Annotated in this window: 20 protein-coding genes; 7 read left to right on the top strand and 13 right to left on the bottom strand. The window is 67.2% G+C overall.

Features of this window, described 5'->3' with window-relative positions:
- Positions 1 to 66: 66 nt before the first annotated feature.
- A complete protein-coding gene (locus AOZ06_RS34950) occupies positions 67 to 435 on the bottom strand; it encodes a VOC family protein (RefSeq protein ID WP_054293281.1) in 369 nt (122 codons plus the stop codon).
- 36 nt (positions 436 to 471) lie between these two features.
- Entirely contained in the window at positions 472 to 1,629 is a 1,158-nt protein-coding gene (gene ku, locus AOZ06_RS34945; protein WP_054293280.1) for a non-homologous end joining protein Ku, read from the bottom strand.
- Positions 1,630 to 1,751: 122 nt separating this feature from the next.
- Between ku and AOZ06_RS34940 the strand changes: the two genes are divergently transcribed.
- Entirely contained in the window at positions 1,752 to 2,975 is a 1,224-nt protein-coding gene (locus AOZ06_RS34940) for a M14 family zinc carboxypeptidase (RefSeq protein ID WP_054293279.1), read from the top strand.
- Here the strand turns inward: AOZ06_RS34940 and AOZ06_RS34935 are convergent.
- Together AOZ06_RS34935 and AOZ06_RS34930 are read right to left on the bottom strand one after the other, a co-directional pair.
- Positions 2,972 to 3,841 carry an alpha/beta fold hydrolase gene (locus AOZ06_RS34935; protein WP_218921833.1) on the bottom strand — a complete coding sequence of 290 codons (870 nt, stop codon included), beginning with the start codon at positions 3,839 to 3,841 and terminating at the stop codon, positions 2,972 to 2,974. The genes AOZ06_RS34940 and AOZ06_RS34935 overlap by 4 nt on opposite strands.
- A gap of 47 nt (positions 3,842 to 3,888) precedes the next feature.
- On the bottom strand, positions 3,889 to 4,467 hold the full coding sequence (locus AOZ06_RS34930) for a TetR/AcrR family transcriptional regulator (RefSeq protein WP_054293277.1): 579 nt from the start codon (positions 4,465 to 4,467) through the stop codon (positions 3,889 to 3,891).
- Positions 4,468 to 5,118: 651 nt separating this feature from the next.
- Here AOZ06_RS34930 and AOZ06_RS57045 point away from each other — a divergent pair.
- From AOZ06_RS57045 to AOZ06_RS34910, 4 genes are all read left to right on the top strand, one after another.
- Positions 5,119 to 5,340, top strand: coding sequence for a hypothetical protein (locus AOZ06_RS57045; protein ID WP_157233423.1), 222 nt, complete (start codon positions 5,119 to 5,121; stop codon positions 5,338 to 5,340).
- On the top strand, positions 5,337 to 6,137 hold the full coding sequence (locus AOZ06_RS57040) for a GntR family transcriptional regulator (RefSeq protein ID WP_054293275.1): 801 nt from the start codon (positions 5,337 to 5,339) through the stop codon (positions 6,135 to 6,137). Before AOZ06_RS57045 ends, AOZ06_RS57040 begins: the two co-directional genes overlap by 4 nt.
- Before the next feature lie 105 nt (positions 6,138 to 6,242).
- Entirely contained in the window at positions 6,243 to 6,761 is a 519-nt protein-coding gene (locus AOZ06_RS34915) for a hypothetical protein (RefSeq protein ID WP_054293274.1), read from the top strand.
- Positions 6,758 to 7,627, top strand: coding sequence for a hypothetical protein (locus AOZ06_RS34910; protein WP_054293273.1), 870 nt, complete (start codon positions 6,758 to 6,760; stop codon positions 7,625 to 7,627). The genes AOZ06_RS34915 and AOZ06_RS34910 overlap by 4 nt, the downstream gene beginning before the upstream one ends.
- Here the strand turns inward: AOZ06_RS34910 and AOZ06_RS34905 are convergent.
- Entirely contained in the window at positions 7,554 to 8,018 is a 465-nt protein-coding gene (locus tag AOZ06_RS34905) for an Lrp/AsnC family transcriptional regulator (protein WP_054293272.1), read from the bottom strand. The two genes, AOZ06_RS34910 and AOZ06_RS34905, sit on opposite strands and share 74 nt — an antisense overlap.
- A gap of 156 nt (positions 8,019 to 8,174) precedes the next feature.
- Here AOZ06_RS34905 and AOZ06_RS34900 point away from each other — a divergent pair, with 156 nt between their 5' ends.
- Positions 8,175 to 11,564 carry an indolepyruvate ferredoxin oxidoreductase family protein gene (locus AOZ06_RS34900; protein ID WP_054293271.1) on the top strand — a complete coding sequence of 1,130 codons (3,390 nt, stop codon included), beginning with the start codon at positions 8,175 to 8,177 and terminating at the stop codon, positions 11,562 to 11,564.
- A gap of 66 nt (positions 11,565 to 11,630) precedes the next feature.
- Here the strand turns inward: AOZ06_RS34900 and AOZ06_RS34895 are convergent, their stop codons facing one another.
- The 8 genes from AOZ06_RS34895 to AOZ06_RS34860 form a co-directional block, all read right to left on the bottom strand.
- The gene (locus AOZ06_RS34895) at positions 11,631 to 12,878 is read right to left on the bottom strand and encodes a type II toxin-antitoxin system HipA family toxin (protein WP_054293270.1); all 1,248 of its coding nucleotides are present in this window, start codon (positions 12,876 to 12,878) and stop codon (positions 11,631 to 11,633) included.
- Complete coding sequence (locus AOZ06_RS34890) at positions 12,865 to 14,526, bottom strand: DUF262 domain-containing protein (RefSeq protein WP_063810488.1); 1,662 nt, start codon at positions 14,524 to 14,526, stop codon at positions 12,865 to 12,867. The genes AOZ06_RS34895 and AOZ06_RS34890 overlap by 14 nt, the downstream gene beginning before the upstream one ends.
- A 135-nt stretch (positions 14,527 to 14,661) precedes the next feature.
- The gene (locus AOZ06_RS34885) at positions 14,662 to 15,765 is read right to left on the bottom strand and encodes a S8 family peptidase (RefSeq protein ID WP_236951840.1); all 1,104 of its coding nucleotides are present in this window, start codon (positions 15,763 to 15,765) and stop codon (positions 14,662 to 14,664) included.
- Positions 15,766 to 15,845: 80 nt separating this feature from the next.
- Complete coding sequence (locus AOZ06_RS34880) at positions 15,846 to 16,970, bottom strand: MFS transporter (protein ID WP_054297145.1); 1,125 nt, start codon at positions 16,968 to 16,970, stop codon at positions 15,846 to 15,848.
- A gap of 41 nt (positions 16,971 to 17,011) precedes the next feature.
- Complete coding sequence (locus tag AOZ06_RS34875; RefSeq protein WP_157233422.1) at positions 17,012 to 18,112, bottom strand: PLP-dependent cysteine synthase family protein; 1,101 nt, start codon at positions 18,110 to 18,112, stop codon at positions 17,012 to 17,014.
- Positions 18,113 to 18,228: 116 nt separating this feature from the next.
- Positions 18,229 to 18,552, bottom strand: a complete 324-nt coding sequence (locus AOZ06_RS34870; RefSeq protein ID WP_054293267.1) for a hypothetical protein — start codon at positions 18,550 to 18,552, stop codon at positions 18,229 to 18,231.
- Between the two features lie 43 nt (positions 18,553 to 18,595).
- Positions 18,596 to 19,201: a response regulator transcription factor gene (locus AOZ06_RS34865; protein WP_054293266.1), complete on the bottom strand. Its 606-nt coding sequence runs from the start codon at positions 19,199 to 19,201 to the stop codon at positions 18,596 to 18,598.
- A complete protein-coding gene (locus AOZ06_RS34860) occupies positions 19,198 to 20,340 on the bottom strand; it encodes a sensor histidine kinase (RefSeq protein WP_218921832.1) in 1,143 nt (380 codons plus the stop codon). The genes AOZ06_RS34865 and AOZ06_RS34860 overlap by 4 nt, the downstream gene beginning before the upstream one ends.
- A 77-nt stretch (positions 20,341 to 20,417) precedes the next feature.
- Between AOZ06_RS34860 and AOZ06_RS34855 the strand changes: the two genes are divergently transcribed.
- Positions 20,418 to 20,984 carry a hypothetical protein gene (locus tag AOZ06_RS34855; RefSeq protein ID WP_054293265.1) on the top strand — a complete coding sequence of 189 codons (567 nt, stop codon included), beginning with the start codon at positions 20,418 to 20,420 and terminating at the stop codon, positions 20,982 to 20,984.
- The last annotated feature ends 80 nt before the right edge of the window (positions 20,985 to 21,064 follow it).

The following is a 21,064-nucleotide window of genomic DNA, read 5'->3' as shown; positions in this document are numbered from 1 at the left end:
GCTCTCGATACGGATCGCCGGGTGAGATGTGGACGTTTTCTCGGTGGGTTGGTTGTCCTCGTGTGGTCAGTCGTTGATGCCCCAGACGAGGCAGAACGGGTGCCCGGCTGGGTCGCGGAACACGCGGAACTTGGTCTCGCCGATGGCGTCGGTCACTCGTGTCGCGCCCAGCGCCAGTACTTGGCGTTCGGCCTCGTCCGGGTCGTCGACTCGGATGTCCAGGTGGACCTGCTGTGCGCCTTTGGGGTCCGGGAACTTCGGCGGTTCGTGTTCGGGGGAGTACTGGAATGCCAGCCGACGGCCCGTTGGGTCGGTCACCGTCACCCAGGTTTCGTCTTCCTCAGTCACCGTTCCGCCTACCAGGCCCTGGTAGAACTCCGCCAGCTTCGCTGGTTGCTTGCAGTCAAACACCACACTGCGCAGTCGTCCGATCATGTTCCCAGTGTTGCCTGCCGTGTCCGGCCGGAAACCTCACGAGGCTTTCGCGATCGCCTTTTCCAGTTCGTCGCGGGTCATCTTCGAACGGCCTCGGATGTCCAGGTCCTTCGCGCGCTCGGTCAGTTCTGCCTTCGTGGCTTCGGTTTTCTCGCCGCCGCTGGGCTTCTTCCCGCTGCCACTGGACTTGCTGCCACTGGCCTTGCGGTCAGCTGACTTGCCGTTGCCAGCCTTGCTGTCACCCGATTTGCCGCTGCTGGCTTTGCTGCCAGCTGACTTGCCACTGTCGGACTTGCCACGGTCGGACTTGCCACTGTCGGACTTGCCGCTGCTGGGCTTGTTACCAGCTGACTTGCCGTCGTTGGACTTGCCGCCACCCGATTTGCCGCCGCTGGTCTTGCCGCTGCTGGTCTTGCCGCTGGTGGATTCCACGCTCCGGCGCAGGGCCTCCATCAGATCGGTCACCTCGGTGGCGTCGGGCGGCTCGGCCTCCACGACGGTTTCGTTGCCCTTGGCCTTGTCGTCGATCAGCTTGTTGACCTTCTCCGCGTACGTGTCGTGGTAATCCTCCGGGCGCCATGGCTGGCTCATCGACTCGATCAGGGTCGTGGCCATCTTGAGTTCGTTGCCCTTGCCCACGCGGACGTCCGCCACGGTTTCGGTGATCTCCGCCGGGTCCCTGATCTCGTCGGCGAAGAAGAGTGTTTCCAGCGCCATGATCTTGCCGCGGGGGCGGATCGCGGTCAGGTACTGCTTGCCGCGCATCACGAACGTGGCTATCCCCGCCCGGTTGCTGTCGGCCATTGCTTTGGTGAGCAGCGCGTACGGTTTCGCGTACTCCTTCTTCGCGGGCGCCAGCCAGTACGTCTTCTGGTAGTGGATCGGGTCGATCTCGTCGAGCTCCACGAACGCGTCGATCTCGATCGCCCGCGACCTGCCCGGCGCGATGTCGGCCAGCTCGTCCGGCTCGACCAGCACGAACTCGCCGCTGTCGACCTCGTTGCCCTTGACGATGTCGGAGTAGTCCACTTCCTTGCCGGTGCGTTCGTTGACCCGCTTGTAGCGGATCCGGTCCGACGTCCCGCGCTGGAACTGGTTGAAGTGGACAGTGTGGTCCTCGGTGGCGCTGTAGAGCTCCACCGGGATGCTGACCAGCCCGAAGCTGATCGCTCCGCTCCAGATCGCACGCGCCATACCCGTGGGCTACCCCGCCCGCGGCCGAACCAACCGGGAACGATCTGGGCCAATCGGACCAACCGCGCCTCACCGGACTTGAAGTACGTTGGCATTTGTCCAACCACCTGGGGAGGCTTCTCATGCGGGTCGTTGTCGGAACGGTCTTGGCGAGTCTGGCGTTAGGCCTGGTCAGCCCCATCTCGGCAGTCGCACAACCAGTGCAGACCCTGGCTCGGCCGTGCAGCGAGGAGCCGCGCGAGCTGCCGATCAACGAGTTCACCGACTACCGGGAGCTCCAGGTGGAGCTGGACCGGTTGCAACGGGTCAGCAAGGGCAGGATCAAGGTCGATCCAGCCGGGCAGTCCACCCGTGGCCGCACCATCCACCGCGCCACTGTCGGCACTGGGCCGAAGGTGTTGATCGTCAGCAGTGAGATCCACGGCAACGAGAAAACCGGCACCGACGCGCTGCTGCGCGTCCTCGATTTCCTGGGTACGTCGGAATCCGCGCACGCCAAGCGATTGCGCGCGACCATCACGCTCGTCGCGGTGCCGAAGCTCAACCCGGACGGCGCCGAGCTCGACCGCAGGGGCAACGACCTGTCGTGGGCCGAGGTGCGGCAGCGGTTCCCGCAGCTGGCCGGACGCCCACCCGCGTGGAACTACATCTCCGGCCAGCAGCAGGGCGACGACTACCGCACCCGCCCCGGCTTCGACGTCAACCGCGACTTCCACCCCGAGCTGGACTACCAGCCGCAGGCCGCCGACGTGCCCGGCGCCCCCGACCAGCCGGGCTGGTTCATCACGCCGGAGGCCAGGGCGTTGCGCAAGGTGTACCTCGACGTGAAAGCCGAGCGCGGCGAGGTGCCGGACGTCTACGTCGACCTGCACCACCAGGGCGCGTGCGTCCGCCAGGCCGGCAGCGACAAGTTCCTCGACGTCGCCGTGGACTACCCGCCGCTGCCCGACCGGTTCTTCGAAGACGGCCAGAAGTACGCCAAATACCGTGACGTGTACACGAAGGACGAATCACGGCAGCTGGCGATCAGCGCCTTCAACGGGATGACCGAAGGCGGGTACGTCGGCGCCCGCTACCCGCACGCGGCCGACCGCGACCTGCCCGGCCAGGCGCGCTGTGCCTTTGCCTTGAACGGCACCGCAACCGTGCTGTTCGAGGTGCGCGGGCAGACCCAGACCCTCGGCCAGCAGCACCGGGAACGGTTCACCCGCGCGGTGGTGGCCGGGCTGAACCGGATGATCGCCGACGTCAGCACCGGCGCCGTCGACCGGATCGACCCGGAGAAGTTCGACACCATCCCCGGCACGGCCGGTGCCGAGGCCTTCAACCCCGCGCTGGTCGACTAACCCAGGAATTTCCGGACGTGGGTCACCATCGCTTCGGGCTGCTCCTCGGGGATGTAGTGGCCCGTGTCCGGGATCTGCTCGAACTGCGGGCCGACGACGGCCTTGCGCAGAGCTTTCACCGTGTAGTTGCCTTCCTCCGGCCGTGACGTCAACGCCAGCACCGGCAACGTCAAGGGCGCGTAGGACTTCATGTCCTCGGCGTCCTGGCCGAACGTCTGGTACCAGCCGTTCGACGCCCTGATCGCGTCAGGGGAGTCGTACGCCCTGGCGTAGATCTCACGCGCCTGCTCGTCGATGTTGCCCGGGTCGAGCAGCATCAGTTCGCTGAGATGGTCGACCAGGGCGCGGACCCTGCCGTCCAACAGGATCTGGGGCAGCGCCGTCAGCTGGTTGAAGGCGAACCACCACAGGTGGAGGGGCTGGCCGGGGCTGGGCAGCAGGGTCAGGTCGTAGAGGTCCTCGTCCGGGTGCGGCACGTCGACCAGCACGAGCTTGCCGACCGCTTCCGGGTGGTTGGCGGCGAAGCTGAACGCCACCATCGCGCCGATGTCGTGCCCGACCAGGTCGACGCGCTCGAAACCGAGGTGGCGCACGAGCTCGAGGACGTCGCGGGCCATGGTCTTCTTGTCGTATCCGCTTTCCGGCTTCGCCGACAGGTTCATGCCGCGGATGTCCACCACGACCACCTGGTAGTGCTCGGCCAGCGGCGGCATGACCTTGTGGAACTCCCACCACGTGTGCGGCCAGCCACCCAGCAGGACGACCGGCTTGCCACGGCCGCCGATCACGTAATGCAGGCGCGTGCCGTTGACGTCCGCGTACTCGCTGCGGAAGCCCAAGGACTCCGCGAGCTGGGCATCATTCATCACTGACATCCAATCTGAAACGAACGGTCCAATATAAGGGCATGAAATCAGTCGAGCAGGGACAGCGCGTGATCAACGGCGTCGGTCAGCCGCCGCCGGTCGGGCCGGTGGCCCATCACGCGGACTCCCTGCACGAACGTGACCAGGAAGCGGGCCAGCGAGTACGGATCCTTGTCCGCGCCCAGCGTCCCCCGGTTCTGCGCCTGCGCCAGTGCGCCCGCGATGGCCGACTCGAGACCGCCGAAGCCGATGTCGACCCGCCGCGCGGCGAGTTCGTCGTGCGGCAGGCACTCCACGGCCGTGTTGGTCACGAAGCAGCCCTTGTGGTCCGGATCGTTCGCCGATTCGTCGGCGAACGTCCTGATCAGGCGTTTCACCGCCGCCAGGCTGTCGCCCTGCGGGAACAGGGTGGCGGCGGCCCTGCCGTTGACCTCTTCGAGGTAGCGGTCGAGGGCGCGCAGGTAGAGGTCGTGTTTCGTACCGAAGGTCGCGTACAGGCTGGCCCGGCCGATCCCCAGGTGGTCGACGAGGTCCTGGATCGAGGTCGCTTCGTACCCCTTGCGCCAGAACAGGTCCAGCGCGGCGCGCAGCGCCACGTCGGGATCGAACTCCTTCGTCCTGGCCATGCCGCAACCGTAGACTGTCTGGAACGATCGATCAAGAATGGCTTCGGTGTGACGTGGGTGACGGCAGCCGGCGCGCCCGCCGCCGGCTCCGGTTCGCCGGTTCGCATTCGGACGAGTCGTCGTGATGAGTTCGTGGTCCGTCGAGTGACTCGGTGAGCGGCGCTCGCTGCTCCGTTGGTGTCCGCACGCGTTCGGCTGGGATATCCGATCACGGAGAATCGCGGCACCCGCCGAAATCGGTGCGATAACTCACCCGATCCGGCTAGCTCGATCGGGTGAGCCGCGCATTTTTTGGACGGCGAATGGCGAATGTTGTGTCTTCGGCGTGACGTTCAGCGGACCTGGTCGCGACGACCGTTCGTCGCACGGAAATGACCGTTGATCGGCATCAATCGCACTCTGGATAGGTGTCCTTGCGACGTGGAATCCTGACCTGCTTCAATTTGCCCATGCGTGGCCATGCCCGCTTAGCCGGGTGGGACTTCGGCGCGCATACGGGCGCGGCTCGCTGCTGTAACAGCGAGCCGCATCGCCCTGGATCCCTATGGGTATCGCCGAGACACGCAGAAGGGAAACAAGGACATGCTCATTATAGATCCTGGTCAGGGATCGAATCCAGGAAAATCCGCCGTTCAGTGGGTGGATTTCCTCGTGCGGCGCGTTTTGCGCGGTCAGCGCGGCCCGGTCCGCGCGGTGGGGACGCGCGGCCGCCCGATGCGCCCGGTCTGGCTGGTCGACAGAGCCCTGCACGCCACCACCTGGGTGCCGATCGCGCGGCTCGCGGCCTTCGCCGCGGTCGTCACCACCGTCTTCGGCTGCGTCACGGGCATGGTGATCTGCATGGCGTTCCGGAAAGCCGGGGCGCGGCGGTGAAGAAGAAGGACGCGATCGCCGCGGTCATCAGGGACGAGATCATGGCGGGCCGCTACCCGTCCGGCAGCATGCTGCCGAGCGAATCGCAGATGATGGAACGGTTCACGGTGTCCCGCACACCGGTTCGCGAAGCGATCACCATGTTGAAGTCGGAAGGGCTCATCTCGGTGCACCACGGGAAAGGTGCCGTCGTCCGTGTCCGGCCGGAGTGGGTGATGCGGTCGCATCCGCGCAAAATCGTCGCGGAAACCCGGCGGTCCGGCACGCAGGCCGGTTATTTCGACCCCGACCTGGAAGGTGGTCAATGGGATGTCGTCGGCGATCCCGTCACCGACAGGACACGCGCGACGGCGGCGCTGGCGCTCATGATCGGGATACGGGAGGGAACCGACGTGTTCTGCTACGACCGGCTGTTCGAGGACGGCCAGGGCCGGTTCATGTTCCACCGCTTGTATCTGCCATTTGACACCGTGAACGACGTCCGCAAATTGGGCGACCGCAGATTTCGCACTCCCACCGAGCTCTACGCCATTCTCGTCGCGGCCGGGCACGCGCTGACGTGGCGGGAGTCCATCCGTGCCACGATGCCCTCGCCGGAGGACGCGGACCGCCTGCGAATCCCCGCTGCCACGCCGATGCTCGTGGCGCAACGGGTCGCGGCGACACCGGACGGCCACCCCTTCGCCATGGAGGAGACGCGGATCAGCGCCGACAACGCCAAGTTCGTCTACGACCTCGGCGGCGCGCCCGCACTGTCCATTTCGGATGCAAACGCGGACGCGAAAACGGGCATCTGACGCCGATTCCCCGCCAGGCGCCGGGATTCACCACCCATTGAACGTCATTGACCACTCCTTGTCGATCTCGATGCACATCGCGCTGGGATCTCAGGGAGGTAGGACATGCGTTCAGGTTTGGCCGTCGTCGGCCTGACCCTGTCCATGGTGGTCGCCGTGGGGGACGGCGGCGACCGCGCAGCCACCGGATCTGGCCGCCGCGAAGGCGCGCCAGCCGGCAGCAGGGGTACAGATCGTCCCGAAAGGACAGAGCCCGATCGGCATCAGCCCGCGCTCGCGTTCATGCCCGACATGGCGGGCGTGGACATCGAAGGAATCAGGCGGGCACGTGCGGCGCGGCTGGCCGCCCAGCGCCCGGCCGCCGGAGCCACCGCAGGCAAGGACGCGAAGCCGTACCCCGAACGGGAACCGGTGGGTACCAGAGGACGCAACGACACGGACGCCACCGCCGAGTCGCTGCCGGGCCTCGGGACCGCGCCAGGGTTCGCCTCGAAGGCCGCGCTGAGCGGTGACCTCGCGGCAGACCCGGGCACCAGGACGCTGCCGCCGTTCGCGGAGGACAACGGGTCCATCCCGCTCGCGGCCCCGGCCGGCGCGGTGGCAGGATCAAGACCAGTGGCGTGATCGATGACGGCCCGCACGGCAGCACAGGCGACGGCAAGGGCGACTTCGACTTCTGCAAGGTCTCGGGACTGACCGGGATCACCGTCGACGTCGACACCCCGGCCAGCGAGCTCGACCCGGTCGTCTCGATCTACGACGCCACGGGCAAGCAGCTCGCCACCAACGACAACGAGGGCATCAACAGCCCCGACAGCCGCCTCACCGCGGCGCTGCCGACCACCGGCGAGCACTACGTCCTGGTCAGCGGGTTCGGCCCGGACGGCAAGACGTTCCCGTTCGCGGCGTTCCTGCCGAAATGGGGCCTGTCGGCGAGCGACGAGAGCGCGCTGATCGACCGGATCGTCGCCGTGGTCAGGGAGAACGTCGAGAAGGACCTGGCCGCCGACGGCACCAACCGGCGCTTCGGCATCCGGATCCTCAACAGCCGCGACCACGCCGACCCGTTCGGCCAGCCGAACCTGACCAGGCTGGTCGTCGGCGGTACCCGTGACCAGTCGCAGCTGCCGACGATCGGCATCGCGCACGAACTCGGCCACCTGGCGGGCAGCTGGCACCAGGACCAGTTCAACGCCGTGCCGAGCCTGATGGACCAGGGCGGCAACCCCAAGCAGGTGTTCGGCGTCGGCCCGGACGGCGTCGGCGGCACGGCCGACGACGTGGACGTCGACTTCGCCGAGGACGTCTTCAACCCGAACGAGCACTTCTCCGGTCACGAGGACGCCCGCAACCGAACGGCGTGGGCTTTCATCCGCGGCTGGCCAGGTGCAACCAAATGCGGTGGGTGTGGCCGCGTCATTCGCGGGTGGGCCAGTTCTGCTGGTCACGAGACCAGGCGTCGAGCACGATCAGCGTCTTGGTCCCGGTGACCCGGTGGCTCTTGCGGATCTCGTCGATCCGCTCCTGCAGGTGCGCCATGTCCCGGACGCGCAGCCAGATCAGCGCGTCCGGGTCGCCCGCGATGGTGAACACCGCCTGGGTCTCGGGCATCGCGGTGGTGGTCTGGACGATCTCGGCGACGTTGGTCGTCCCGGAGAACCGCAGCTCGGTGAAGGCCTCGATGCCGAGGCCGAGCTTGGCGTGGTCGACCTGCACGGTGTAGCCGAGGATCACGCCGCTGTCCTGCATCCGGTCGATCCGGCGCTTGACCGCCGCGATGGACAGCGAGACCCGCCCGGCGATGTCCGACAACGTCCTGCGGGCGTCCTGGCGCAGCAGTGACAAGATCTCGTGGTCGGTGGGGTCGAGGTCGGCAGCCATGAGCGCAGACTGTACGCGGCACGCAAAGACTTTGCGCTGGTAGTCGTGGGGCGCCCGGATCCTTTGCGTCTTTGTGGCGCCAGCCTGCCACAGTTGTTGCGCACGGCCGCGAGTCGTTGTGTGGTGTGCGCAACACGCGCGCCAGGGAGGCCATGGATGACCTTCACTCTCGAAGACCGTTATGTCCGCGAAACCGGTCCGGCCTATCTGACCGGCATCCAGGCACTGGTGCGTGTCCTGCTCGACCGGATCAGGCACGACCGCCGCGCAGGCCTGACCACGAACGCGTTCGTCTCCGGCTACTCCGGGTCGCCGCTCGGCGGCTTCGACCTGGAACTGGGCCGCCGCCGCAAACTCCTCGACGAGTACGGCATCGTGCACCAGCCCGGCCTCAACGAGGAACTCGGCGCGACCGCCGTGATGGGCAGCCAGCTCGCCGCGGGCGTCGGTACGCAACGACCCGACGGCGTCGTGGGCATGTGGTACGGCAAGGCCCCGGGCCTCGACCGCGCGACGGATGCCTTGAGGCACGCCAACCTCGCCGGAACGGACCCACGTGGGGGAGCGGTCGCGCTGGTCGGCGACGACCCCAACGCGAAGTCCTCGACCGTGCCGAACGCGTCCGAACTGGCACTGGCCGACCTGGCCATCCCGGTCTTCTTCCCGTCCGACTCGCAGGACCTGCTCGAGCACGGCCTGCACGCGGTCGAGATGTCCAGGGCCACCGGCCTGTGGACGTCGATCAAGGTCGTCGCGAACGTCGCGGACGCGGCCGGAACCGTGGCACTCCATGACGACTGGAAGGCGCCCGCGCTGCCGGAGCGCGCCTACAAGCACATCCCGTCGGCCCGGTTGCTCGGCCAGCAACTGGCCGCGCTGGAACGCAGCCTGTTCGACACCCGCATCCCGTTGTCCATGGAGTACGCGCGTGCCAGCGGCCTGAACCGGATCGTCGAGCGGGGCGACGGCGACATCGGCGTGATCACCGCGGGCAAGTCCTATTTGGATGTCCAGCAGGCGTTGCACGCGCTCGGCCTCGCCGGGCGGGTCCGCGTGCTCAAGCTCGGCGTCATCCACCCGGTCGACCCGGTGATCGTGCGCGAGTTCGCCGCGGGGCTGAGCGATATCGTCGTCGTGGAGGAGAAGCGGGCGTTCATCGAGACGGCCGTGAAGAACATCCTCTACGGCACGCCGTCCGCGCCACGCGTGCACGGCAAGCAGGACAACGAAGGCCGGACACTGCTGCCGCAGTCCGGCGAGCTGAGCCCCGAGCAGATCGCGGGCGCGTTCGCGCGGCGGCTGCCGTCACACGAGTCGGTCCAGGCCTGGCAGCGCCGCCGCAAGCGTGAACGGATCTCGGTTCCGCTGCTGGCGCGCACACCGTACTTCTGCTCCGGCTGCCCGCACAACTCCTCGACGAAGGTGCCGGAGGGCACGCTGGTCGGCGCCGGGATCGGCTGCCACACCATGGCGTTGTTCATGGAGCCCGAGCAGGTCGGCAACGTCCTCGGCGTGTCCCAGATGGGCGGCGAGGGCATGATGTGGCTCGGCATGAGCCCGTTCGTCGAGTCCAGCCACCTCGTGCAGAACATCGGCGACGGCACGTTCATGCACTCCGGCAGCCTCGCCGTGCGGGCCGCGGTCGCCGCGGGCTCGAACATCACTTTCAAGCTGCTGCACAACTCCACGGTCGCGATGACCGGCGGGCAGCAGGCTGTCGGCGCGCTGCCGATCGAGAAGATCGCGTCGATGATGCTCGTCGAAGGCGTCCGCAAGATCGTCATCACCAGCGACGAGCCCGAGCGGGTCCGCAAGCTGCGGCTGCCCGGCGGCGTCGAGGTCCGCCACCGCGACGAGATGCTGAGCAGCCAGGGCGAACTGGCCAGGATTCCCGGCGTGACCATGCTCATCCACGACCAGGAGTGCGCGGCGGAGAAACGCCGCAAGCGCCGCCGCGGCAAGGTCGAGACACCGGCCGCGAAGGTCATGATCAACGAGCGGGTGTGCGAGGGCTGCGGCGACTGCGGCGCGAAGTCCAACTGCCTGTCGGTGCAGCCGCATCTGACCGAGTTCGGCCGCAAGACCCAGATCCACCAGTCGTCGTGCAACGTCGACTACGCGTGCCTGTCCGGCGACTGCCCCTCGTTCCTGAGCGTCGTCCCCGGCAAGAAGCCCGAACACCGCACGCTGCCGGACATCGCCGCCGACGACCTGCCCGACCCGGTCGTGCAGGGCGACGACTTCACCGTGCGGATCACGGGTATCGGCGGCACCGGCGTGGTGACCGTGTCGCAGATCCTCGGCACGGCGGCCGCGATCGACGGCAAGCACGTGCGGACCCTCGACCAGATCGGCCTCGCGCAGAAGGGCGGCGCGGTCGTCTCGGACGTGAAGGTCACCAAGGACCTGGTCGAGCAGGCCGCGAAGCTCGCCTCCGGCGAAGCGGACCTCTACCTGGCCTGCGACGCGCTGGTCGGCGCCGACCCGGCACACCTGGCCGCCGCCGACACCGACCGCACGACCGCGGTCGTCTCCACGACACAGGTGCCCACGGCACGCATGGTCGTCGACACGGGCGTGTCCTATCCGGACTCGGGCGACGTCCGGTCGGTGATCGACGCGGCCGCGCGCCGCACGGTCTACCTGGACGCCCAAGGCCTGGCCGAGGCGCTGTTCGACGACGCGCAGTACGCCAACATCCTCCAGGTCGGCGCCGCTTTCCAGACCGGCGCTATCACCCTGTCGGCCGAGGCCGTCGAGCAGGCCATCCGGCTCAACGGCACCGCGGTGGACAAGAACCTCCAGGCGTTCCGCCGCGGCCGTCAGGCCGTCGCGGACCCCGACGCGATCGAGACGCTGCTGACCGTGCCGGTCGTCGAGGCGCCGCTGCACCCGTCGACCGACCGGATCGCCGGGATCGTCGCCGCTGCCCCCGCAACCGAGCTGGTGCGGGTTGTCCGGCTGTGCGTGTCGGACCTGATCGCGTACCAGAACGAGAGGTACGCGGGCGAATACGCCACCTTCGTCGAGCAGGTCCGCTCATCGAGCACCGAGGAGATCGCCGAAGCAGTCGCACGCAACCTGTACAAGCTGATGGCGTACAAGGACGAGTACGAAGTCGCCAGGCTCTCGCTCGACCTGTCGGCGGTCGAGGCGCAGTTCGGTGTGGGCGCGAAGGTCTCCTACCGGCTGCACCCGCCTGTCCTGCGGGCCATGGGAATGAAGCGCAAGCTCAGCCTCGGCCGCTGGTTCCGCCCGGTGTTCCGCCTGCTGGCCGCCATGCGCAAGCTGCGCGGCACCAAGCTGGACCTCTTCGGGTACGCCCACGTCCGCAAGGTCGAGCGTGCGCTGATCAGCGAATACCGCGAGGCGGTCCGGCAGGCGATCGGCGGCGACCCGGCGACCGCACTGGAGCTGGCGCAACTGCCGGACATGGTCCGCGGCTACGAACAGATCAAGCTGGACAACGTGACCGCGTACCGCGACCGGATGCGTGACCTGCTCGCCCCGGCACCGGTGGAAAACCCAGTGGGCACAGCGGCATGACCTCTCGTGAGCGGTTATCCGTGTTAGAGCACGGACAACCACTCACGAGGAAGTGAAGGCGCCCAGTCAGGTCGATTTCGCCAGCAGGGTGTGGGCGTGTGTCTCGATGCTGCGGGTGACCTCGTCCTGAATCGCTTTGTTGTGGTCGAGTAGTGGTGCGATCCGAGGCCACGATGCCTTCGTGCGCTCGACCGTCTCGGCCACCACTGCGGCGAGATCTGCATGGTCAGCTTTGAGTCGCTGGCCCAGCTTGGTGAATGTCTTGTAGCTGATCCGCTGAAACTGGCGGGTGCCTCCGAACTTGAGCCCGAGGTCCTCCGGGTCGCCCTCGTCCCGATAGGCCGCCGTGCACACCATGTCGTAAGCAGGCGACAGCGTCGGGATCCGGCGATCCGGATAAAGCAAAGACCAGTTCTTGAGGTGCGCGTCCCCGTTGGAGATCAGGATGTTGAACGCCAGCCTGCGGGCGAACTCCCGCAGTGCGGGGGTGTCTCGGCCGCGGTAGGACAGAGCGGCGACGGTTTCGAAGTTGCCAGCGTACTTGCGGTCGGGATAGAAGTTGCGCACCTGGGCGAGATCCTCGATGTGCACTGGAACACGGTTGTCGTCGCGATCGAACCGACGGACGGCATACGCGTATTCCTCGTTGTCCGGCCATACCTGTCGCGGCAGGTTGTCGAGCTTGTCCCGATGGGCCAGCATCACTTCCGGCACGTCGATGCCCACGGCGGCAGCCAATGACATCATCGCGTGTTCGTTGCGGGGGACGTCGGCGTACACCCGGTCAGGCAGCTTGACGATCCAGTCACCACCCGCGCCGTGAGCGGGCAAGGTGAGTCGGTCGTCCTGTTTGAGCATGGAGAACTTCAGTCCAACCCCGGCAAGAGAGAACCTCCAGCCGGCCCTCCCTGAGTCGCCCTCTTCGTTTCCGTAGGGGTCGGCTTGCGTGCTCGCCGGATCCCACCCGTCTTCCGGCGCGGCATCATCCGGCAACACCCGCACCGCGCCGGGCAGATCGTGGCCGACCTGAGCGAGTAGTTCCATCTCGCGATCCACCGAGACCTTCCGATCCGCCGCGATCCAGTCACGCAGCCGCCCTTCGGGCAGAAGGTTGGAGAACCACGGCGGCAACCGCAGTGCACTGGCGTGCCTGGCCTGCGGGCTCTGCTCGAAGATGAGGCCGAGCACTGGACGATTCGGGTTGGCGAGGTACTCCTCGGCAAAGGTGAACCAGGTGTAGTCGCCCCGCTGGCTGAGTGCGCCTATCCGGTCGTTGCCGAGCCACACGCCATGGCGCTGGTCACGAGTCGGCATAGTCGCTCTCGTCGTCCAGCACCAGTTGAGCCAGCGGTGGGGTGTTCTCGAATCCCCACTCGCACATGGTGCCCAAGAAGTGCCGCAGTCGCTCGCGGAGCAACTCGTGGCGCTTTTCCAACGCCGTCAGGTAGCTGCCCTGGTCCAACAGGTCGACGATCTCATCGGTGATCGCATGGGAGTCGAGCACCGCCTGCCATTCCGGATTGCCCCGGTCGATCTGGCTGGTGATTTCCATCGTTGCTTCGTCGGCGTCCACTTCGAGTACAGGCATCAGCACTCGGTTCGCCGCCCAGGAACGCTGTGATTTGGTTACCGCCATGTTCGGGGCAAGATATCGAACCGCGTCGCGCGCGGTCGGTCGATCCACCAGACAGGTTGCCAAATCGCTGATCTCGTAGGGGTCCCAGGTATCCGGGTTACGAGGCCCCGCCGACCACCATGAGCACAACACGATCTTCGTCGCCGCCTGGTTGGTGGCGAAACTGGTCAGATCCGGCAATATCGGGTTTGTCTGGTCGACTAGTTCCAGGAGGTCCTGCACCGAACCGGTCAGATCATTGTCGCGCACTCGCGAACACAGCATCCTGGCGGCATCACCAGTCCCTGCCTTGAATTGCTGTGGACCTGCCACGGCGGCACGCCAATACCAACGACGCAGTAATCTGCGGTTTCGGGGATCTGGATCAGGGTGATGAGCGAAAATCCGTGCCAAAGGTGCGAGCAAGTAGCGATACGCGAGCATGGAGAAGTGTGGAACGAACGCTTCGTTCTGCAAGAACTCGACAGCTCTGCGGACAGCCTGCTCACCCGCTTTGTAGGCGGCGTCCTTGCCCTCGTCGTCAGGCAAGGAGAACTCATCGCGAATGTCACGCTTTACATCAGGTCCGCGACGTGCGAGCACTCCTTGGAGGATAGTGTTCCCGTCGATGACTCCAAAATTCAGGTCGGCGGCGATGTGCTCTGCCACCAGATCGATGGTGAGCTGTCCCTCTTCGCCTTCTTCGGCGGTGAGTGCGGAAAATATCTCAGCGCGGGAGAGGCGTTTGCCGTAGTTGTTCATCCGGTCGAAGATGTCCTGCAGTACTCCGGGATCTGCCTGTCGAACCTGGTATGCGGGGACCTCGAACTGGCGCAGTTTCCGCGTGATCGAGCTGGCTTTCTCCAGGAAGTCCGAGACGCCTCCGTGGTCGGTGAACCAGCGAATTATTTTTTGCAAGTCGAAGAGCACCGGGAGCGGGATGACAAGCGGATCCTCGACCTTGGGCACCTTCACGAACTCCTGCGCACGAAGGTCGTACGCCAGTGCGAATCGTTGGTCCCTCGATCCATCCGGGTGTAGCGCGTTCGCCAGGCTGGTGATGCGCTGCTGTCCATCGACCACCCAGAGCGCGTCACCCTCGGCGGCCTCGATGTCGAGGCCGCCCAGCCGTACTTTCTGTGCACCTGCCTTGCGTACCCACAGCAGGAGGCTGCCGATCGGGTACCCGCGAACAATGCTGTCGAACAGCCGACGGACGTCCTCCCAATTCCAGCGAAAGTCCCGCTGGAAATTCGGCACGCGGATGCTGCCCCGCCACGCCATGCTGACCAAGGACTCAACGTCGATGGTTGTTGTGCTCAACGGCGAGTCGAGCGTCATCGCCATGCCGGTGCCCCTCTCAAGAGTCGTCCTCATCCTGCCAGAGCGAGCCACCTGATTTAGGGTGAGCATGCCGTGTCGTGACCAGGAGTTGTGTTCTCGAGAAGGGGATGCGGAGTTCACCCGTTCGGGCGGGCCGCGTTAGCTGGGCAGCGTGTAGAGCAGCCGGTTCGGCGTGTTCGGCTTCAGGTTGCAGATCTTGTCCTTGGTGGAGTTGGCGATCAGCGCCGCCTCCACCTGCGCCGGCGTGGCGGCCGGGTGGCCGGCCAGGTACAGGCCCGCGCCGCCGACGACGTGGCCCGTGGAGAACGACGTGCCGCTCAGAGTCTGCGTCGCCGTGTCCGACGTGTGCCAGATCCCGTTGATGAGCACGCCCGGGGCGAGCAGGTCGATCAGCGGGCCGAAGTTCGACGCGCTGTGCACGCAGTCGCTCTTGTTCGTCGCGGCGGTCGTGATCGCTTCCTTGACCCTGGCGGGGGAGTAGTTGCCCGCGTCGCTGGCGGAGCTTCCCGCCGCGACACCGTAGGTCACGCCCGACGCGATGGATCGGCGGACAGCGTCGTCGAGTGCCTGGTTCGCCGCACCGCCGAGGCTCATGTTGGCCACCGCGGGTTTCCTGGCGTTGCGGGTGATCCAGTCGATCCCGGCGATGACGGTGGCGAAACTGCCGGAACCGTTGGCGTCGAGGACTTTCACCGGCACGATGTTGATTTTCTTGGCCACACCGAACTTGGTGCCGCCGATGATCCCGGCGAGGAACGTGCCGTGCCCGTTGTCGTCGTCGGGTTTCCCGTCGTTCTGGACGAGGTCGACACCACCGGCGACCCGGCCGCGGATGTCGGTGTGCGTCGCCCGCACGCCCGTGTCGAGCACGTACGCGTGCACGTTGGCCGCTTCGGTCACCCACCGGTATTTGCCGTCCAGTGGCAGGTCGCGCTGGTCGATCCGGTCGAGGTTCCACGTCGGATCGGTCTGCTCGCCCAGCGCGCGCACCTCGGAATCCGGTACCACGTAGGACACCGACCTGTCCGCGGACAGCCTGCGCAGCTGGGACCGGCTCAGTGTGGCCGAGAATCCCTTCAGAACAGTGTCATACGTGTACTCGGCTCTGATGCCCAGCCGATCGGTCACCGAACGGGCGTAGCCGGCCGTCGCGGTGGTGTCGTCGAGTACCACGATGTAGCGGTGCGCCGGTTCGGCGTTCGCCTGAACCGGCGCGACCACAGCAAGAACCAGCGCGGCCACGGCCGTTCGCTTCCCGAGTCCCATAAACGACGTCTAGTGCACCCCGCGTCGATGTGCAAGGTTCACCAATTGCCACTACGTCATCGTGACACAGTTTCCAGGGTGCGGCTGCGCTGCAGGACATGCAGTCCAGCAACGCAGACGCAGCCGACGACCGCCAGCCCGATCCACCCCGACACCGGCGAGATGTCGAAAACCGTTCCGGCGAAGAGGTTTCCGAGCATGATGCCGACGCCGACAATGGTGTTGTAGAACCCGTAGTGCGTGGCCACGAGCCGATCACCGGACAGCCGGACGATCGTGTCCATCTCGAAGGGGAACACCACAGCCGTTCCCAGTGCCAGCAACGCCGCCGACACGATCAGCGCCGCGTTGCCCTTGACCAGCAACGGCGGCAGGAACGCCGACGTCAGCACGGCGGCGCCGATGACGATCGACTGCGACGAGCCGAACCGCTGCCGGAACCACGACGTGATCCTGAGCTGCCCGGCGATCGCGACCACAGCCGACACCACGAACAACGCCATCACCAGCACCTGCGACCCGGCCTGCAACGGAAGCGCCAGGTACACCTGGAAAGACAGCACATTGGAGCCGACCATGACAAGCGCGAACAGCATGAAAGGCCGGTTGGACACGACCGCCCGCCAGTCGCCCACCATGGTTCGCCGTCCGGTCACAGCGACGGTGTGACTGGGTAGTGCGCGGATCTGCAACACCGTCAGCACTGCGAACACCCCGGCGGCCACGAGGCACGTCAGCCGGAAGTCCACAGTGGTCAGCGCGAGGCCGATCAACGGCCCGAGCAGGATGCCACCCTGGTAGAAGACGTTGAACAACGCGAACGCCTCCACTCGCCGTTCACCCGCGTCCGCCGCCAGGTACGCGCGCACCGCCGGGTTGAACAGCGCGCCGGCGAATCCCGTCGCCGCCGAGGCGATCACCAGCGCGGGCAGCGAGTTCACGACACCGAGCAGAGTGAACCCCGCTGTGCGCAGCAGACACCCGGCGACGATCAGCGGCTTGTAGCCGAACCGGTCGGCGAGCGTGCCACCGAGCAGGAACATGCCCTGCTGCGAGAAGTTCCGCACACCGAGGACCAGGCCGATCGCCCAGCCGGCCAGCCCGAGCGGCCCGGCGAGATAGCCGGCCAGGTACGGCATCAGCATGTAGAAGCCGACGTTGATGGTGAACTGGTTGACCATCAGCAGTTTGCTCGGCCGGTCGAACGACCGGAACTGGCGGATCACCTGGTTTCTCCCAGCGGATCCACCACGTGCCCGCACCGAGTCCACCGGGTGACCACGCGCTCGTGCGGGCTGCCGACGGTGTCGGGAGCGCTTCCAGGCGGGCTGTCGAGCAAACCGTGTTCCTGGCAGAACTCGTCGTTGTAGACCGTGTCGAAGTACCGGTGCGGGCCGTCGGGGAAGACAGCCGCGATCCTCGTGTCAGGCTCGTTCGTCCTTGCCAGCCAACGGGACACGAGCGCGACCGCACCGACGCTCCACCCGCCGCTCGCGTGGTGTGTCGACGCGAGTTCACGGCACATCCACACGGCCTCGCCCGGTGCGACCCAATGGACCTCGTCGAACGCGGCGTAGTCCACGTTGCTCGGATGGATGCCGGAACCCAGGCCGCGCATCAGCCGTGTGCTCGCGGGCTGACCGAAGATCGTCGAACCGATGGTGTCCACGCCGACCAGCCGCATCCGCGGCGAGAACTGCCGCAGCACACGGGCGATCCCGGCCGAGTGACCGCCCGTGCCGACTGAGCAGACGAGCACGTCGACCCGGCCGAGCTGGGCGACGAGTTCCATGGCCAGCGAGGCGTACGCGGTCACGTTGTCCGGGTTGTTGTACTGGTCGGGACACCACGAGCCCGGGTTGTCCCGCATCACTTTGCCGACGCGGTCCCGGCGGGCCTGTTGCCAGCCGCCGGTGGGGTGCGGGGTGGGGACGAGTTCGACCGTGGCGCCGTACGCGGTCAGCAGCCTGCGCACGATGGGTTCCATGCCAGGGTCGGTCACGAGCGTGACCGGGTGCCGGTGGACGGTCGCGGCCAGCGCGAGGCCGAGACCCAGCGTGCCGCTGGTGGACTCGACGATCATGGCGCCTGGTTCGAGTTCGCCGCGGTGGATGGCGTTGGCGACCATGTGCAACGCGGGCCGGTCCTTCATCCCGCCGGGGTTGTGGCCTTCGAGCTTGGCCCAGTAGCCGCGGTTCTCGTCACCGATCCACAGCACCGGTGTGTTGCCGACGGCCGTCGCGGGGGAGTGGCAGCTCGGCGCCGTCGTCAGCAGCCGCGCGGGCACGGACGTGGCGGATGGCGCGGAAAATGCAGTGTTCATCAGACCTGTCTCATCACGCTTGGTATGAACGGGACGCATCAGACCTCGCCGGAACGCGTGCGCCATCACCGCGGACAGTCGTCCGCGGGACACAGGAAGTTCCGGTGAGTCTCCTGTCAGGTCCGGGCGATCGACAGATCAATGAGGACAGTCCGGCCGGTCCGGCTGCGCGGCGAGCTGCCCTGCACGGGCTCGACCGACAACGGGTGGTGCGGCTGGACGGCGACCGGCTCGGCGACCGGCAGCGGCGCCACAGACGTTGGCAGCGCGGTGAAGTAGTCGTGCTCGTGCGGTTCTGCCTCGTGGTGGCAGTGACCGCTGTCTTGAATGGACACGACCGCTTCCGGTCCGTGGTGGACGTCCGCGTGCGGTGCGCACGAGGCGATCACGAGCCACAGGAACGGCAGCAGAACCAAGATCGCCAGCTGTCGTGTCCTCATCGTGATCGACGGTACCAGCCCGCAGCCGATCCGTCACACACGGTCAGAGCCAGCCGTGCTCCCGTGCCTTGCGCACCGCCTCGGCGCGGGTCGGCACCCCCAGCTTGCCGATCACCGCCGCGATGTAGTTGCGCACGGTTCCGTTGGACAGGTGGGTTTGCCTGGCGATCACAGCCACCGGCGTGTCGAACTCGGCGAGTCGCAGGACTTCCAGCTCCCGCGGCGTCAGCGGGCACTCCGGGGCGGTGAGCGCGTCCGCGGCCAGCGACGGGTCGACGTAGCGATCACCGCCGTGCACCCGCCGGATCACGTCCGCCAGCGTCCCGCCGGGTGAACCCTTGCGGACGAACCCCTTCGCCCCGGCCGACAGCGCCTGCTTGAGGTGCTGCGGCCGGCCGTGGCCGGTCAGCACGACCACCGCGCAGCCCGGCACGGCCTTGGTCAGCTCGGCGGTGACCGCGAGCCCGTCGAGGACAGGCATCTCCATGTCGACCACGGCGACATCCGGCCGGTGGGCCACAGCCGCGTCGATCGCCGCACGGCCGTCCGCTGCGTGCGCGACCACTTCGAGGTCCGGCTCCAGGCTGAGCAACGCGGCCAACGCCGTGCGGATCAGCTCCTCGTCGTCGGCGAGCAGGACCCGGATCACGCGCGGACCACGGCGTCCACCGTGAACACGCCGTCGTCACGGGAAGTCCGCAGCCGCCCACCGGCCTCCGCCAGCCGATCGGCGAGCCCGGTCAGACCGCCGCTGTGCCGGTCGGGGCCGGCGTCCCGCGCACCGTCGTTCGACACCGTCATCCGCACCTCCGTGCCCTCTCGTGTGACGTCGATCGTGCACCACGTGGCCTGACTGTGACGCAGCACATTGGTGCTCGCCTCACGCAGCACCGCAGCGAACACAGCGGCTGTGCCCTGAGCGAGATCACCGTCCGGCCGCGTGACCGTGCAACGCACCCCTGACGAGTGCAGCACCTCCGCGATCGCGGTGAGCTGCTCGGCGAGATCGACGGCTCGGTAGCCGTGGACCGCCTCACGCATGTTCGCCAACGCCTTGGTCGCCAGCTGCTGCACCTCGGCGGCCTCACGCGCGGACGCAGCCGAGTCGCCCGGAGCCAGCCGCGCGGCCAGTTCGGCTTTCAACGCGATCACGGAAAGGTCATGCCCGAGGACGTCGTGGACGTCACGGGCGAACCGCAGCCGTTCCTCGGTGGCCGCCAGCCGCGCCTGCGCCGCACGCCCTTTGCGCGCGTCCAGCAACATGTCCCAGAACCACAGATGCACGACACTCATGGCGACAACCGCCGACGCCACACTCACCGCGATCACCAACGCCGTCAGCGGCCTGTCGGCCAGGACCACCGCGGCCGTGAAGACGGCGGCAGCCACACCGACCGCCGGAACCCGTCCCAGCTTCAGCATGGGCAGGGACCCCGCGATCGAGCCACCGACCCACGCCCACGTCTCCCACCGCGGCCCACCCACCGGCGCGAGCAGGACGAGCGTGCACACCGAGACAACCCCGAACGCGATCAGCAACCGCCGCCTGGCCGTCTCCGACAGCCACGGCGTGACAGTGGCGTAGAGCGCGCCCGCCTGGGTCGCGGCGAACGCGACCGTGCCGACAACACCGAGCACGACCCACAGCGGACGCGGCTCCCGCAGCACTCCGATACCCGGCATGATCAAGCTGGTCAGGACGGTCACCGCCAGCGACCCGAGCGTCAGCGCCCTGGCCTTGCGCAGAGTCGAATCCCGGGGCGGCGTCACCGGCACGATGCTATTCACGTCATCCAGCGTGCGGGCCGTCACGCGCAAATCCGATGTGCGGATGTCACCAGCCGACCATGCGCTAGCTTCTGCGGATGCCTGCGGTGTCCTTCGGGTACAAGGCGACGTGGCTCGCCGTGCGTGACGGTTCCGCGGGAGTTGTCGCGGACGCGCTCGAGCTGCCGGAGCGGCGGACGGTCGGCTGGCACGACGGAGTCGACGCCGCCTACCGGGGCGAGCTGCTGATCACCGCGCCAGTGGACGGCTGGACGTTCGCGGTGACCGCACCCGGCCACGCGCTGCCGGACCTGTCGGATGCCGGTTTCGCCGAGTGGTTCGGCAAGCTCAGCGCACGCCTGGGGACCGTCCGGTGTTTCGTGACGCACAGGGTCGTCGAGCTGCACGGCTGGGCGCGAGCTGAATTGGGCCGAGTCGAGCGCGTGTACTGCTACCTCGGTGAGCGGGGCGAGGTGCTCGCTGATATCGGGCAGCGGACCGCCGACGAGGTCGGCGGCGAGCCCGACGAGGACGATGTTCTGCGGTTGGCCGGGTTGTGGAGCGTCAACCCCGCTGAGCTCGACGGCCGGGACGTGCCGGGGGACTGCTTGGTCGCCGGGAGGCCGCCGGAAAGTCGGTGGCGGACGGGGTGGCCGCGCCGTTAGGCTCCGGCCGGCCCTCAAGTGGATCAAGGAGGTGGGACCGATGATCACCACGATCACGCGTTCCCGCCCTGCCACGAGGG

Source organism: Kibdelosporangium phytohabitans (assembly GCF_001302585.1).
Lineage (GTDB): Bacteria > Actinomycetota > Actinomycetes > Mycobacteriales > Pseudonocardiaceae > Kibdelosporangium > Kibdelosporangium phytohabitans.
The sequence above is the reverse complement of the archived record's forward strand: the minus strand, read 5'-3'. Positions and strand labels throughout refer to the sequence as shown.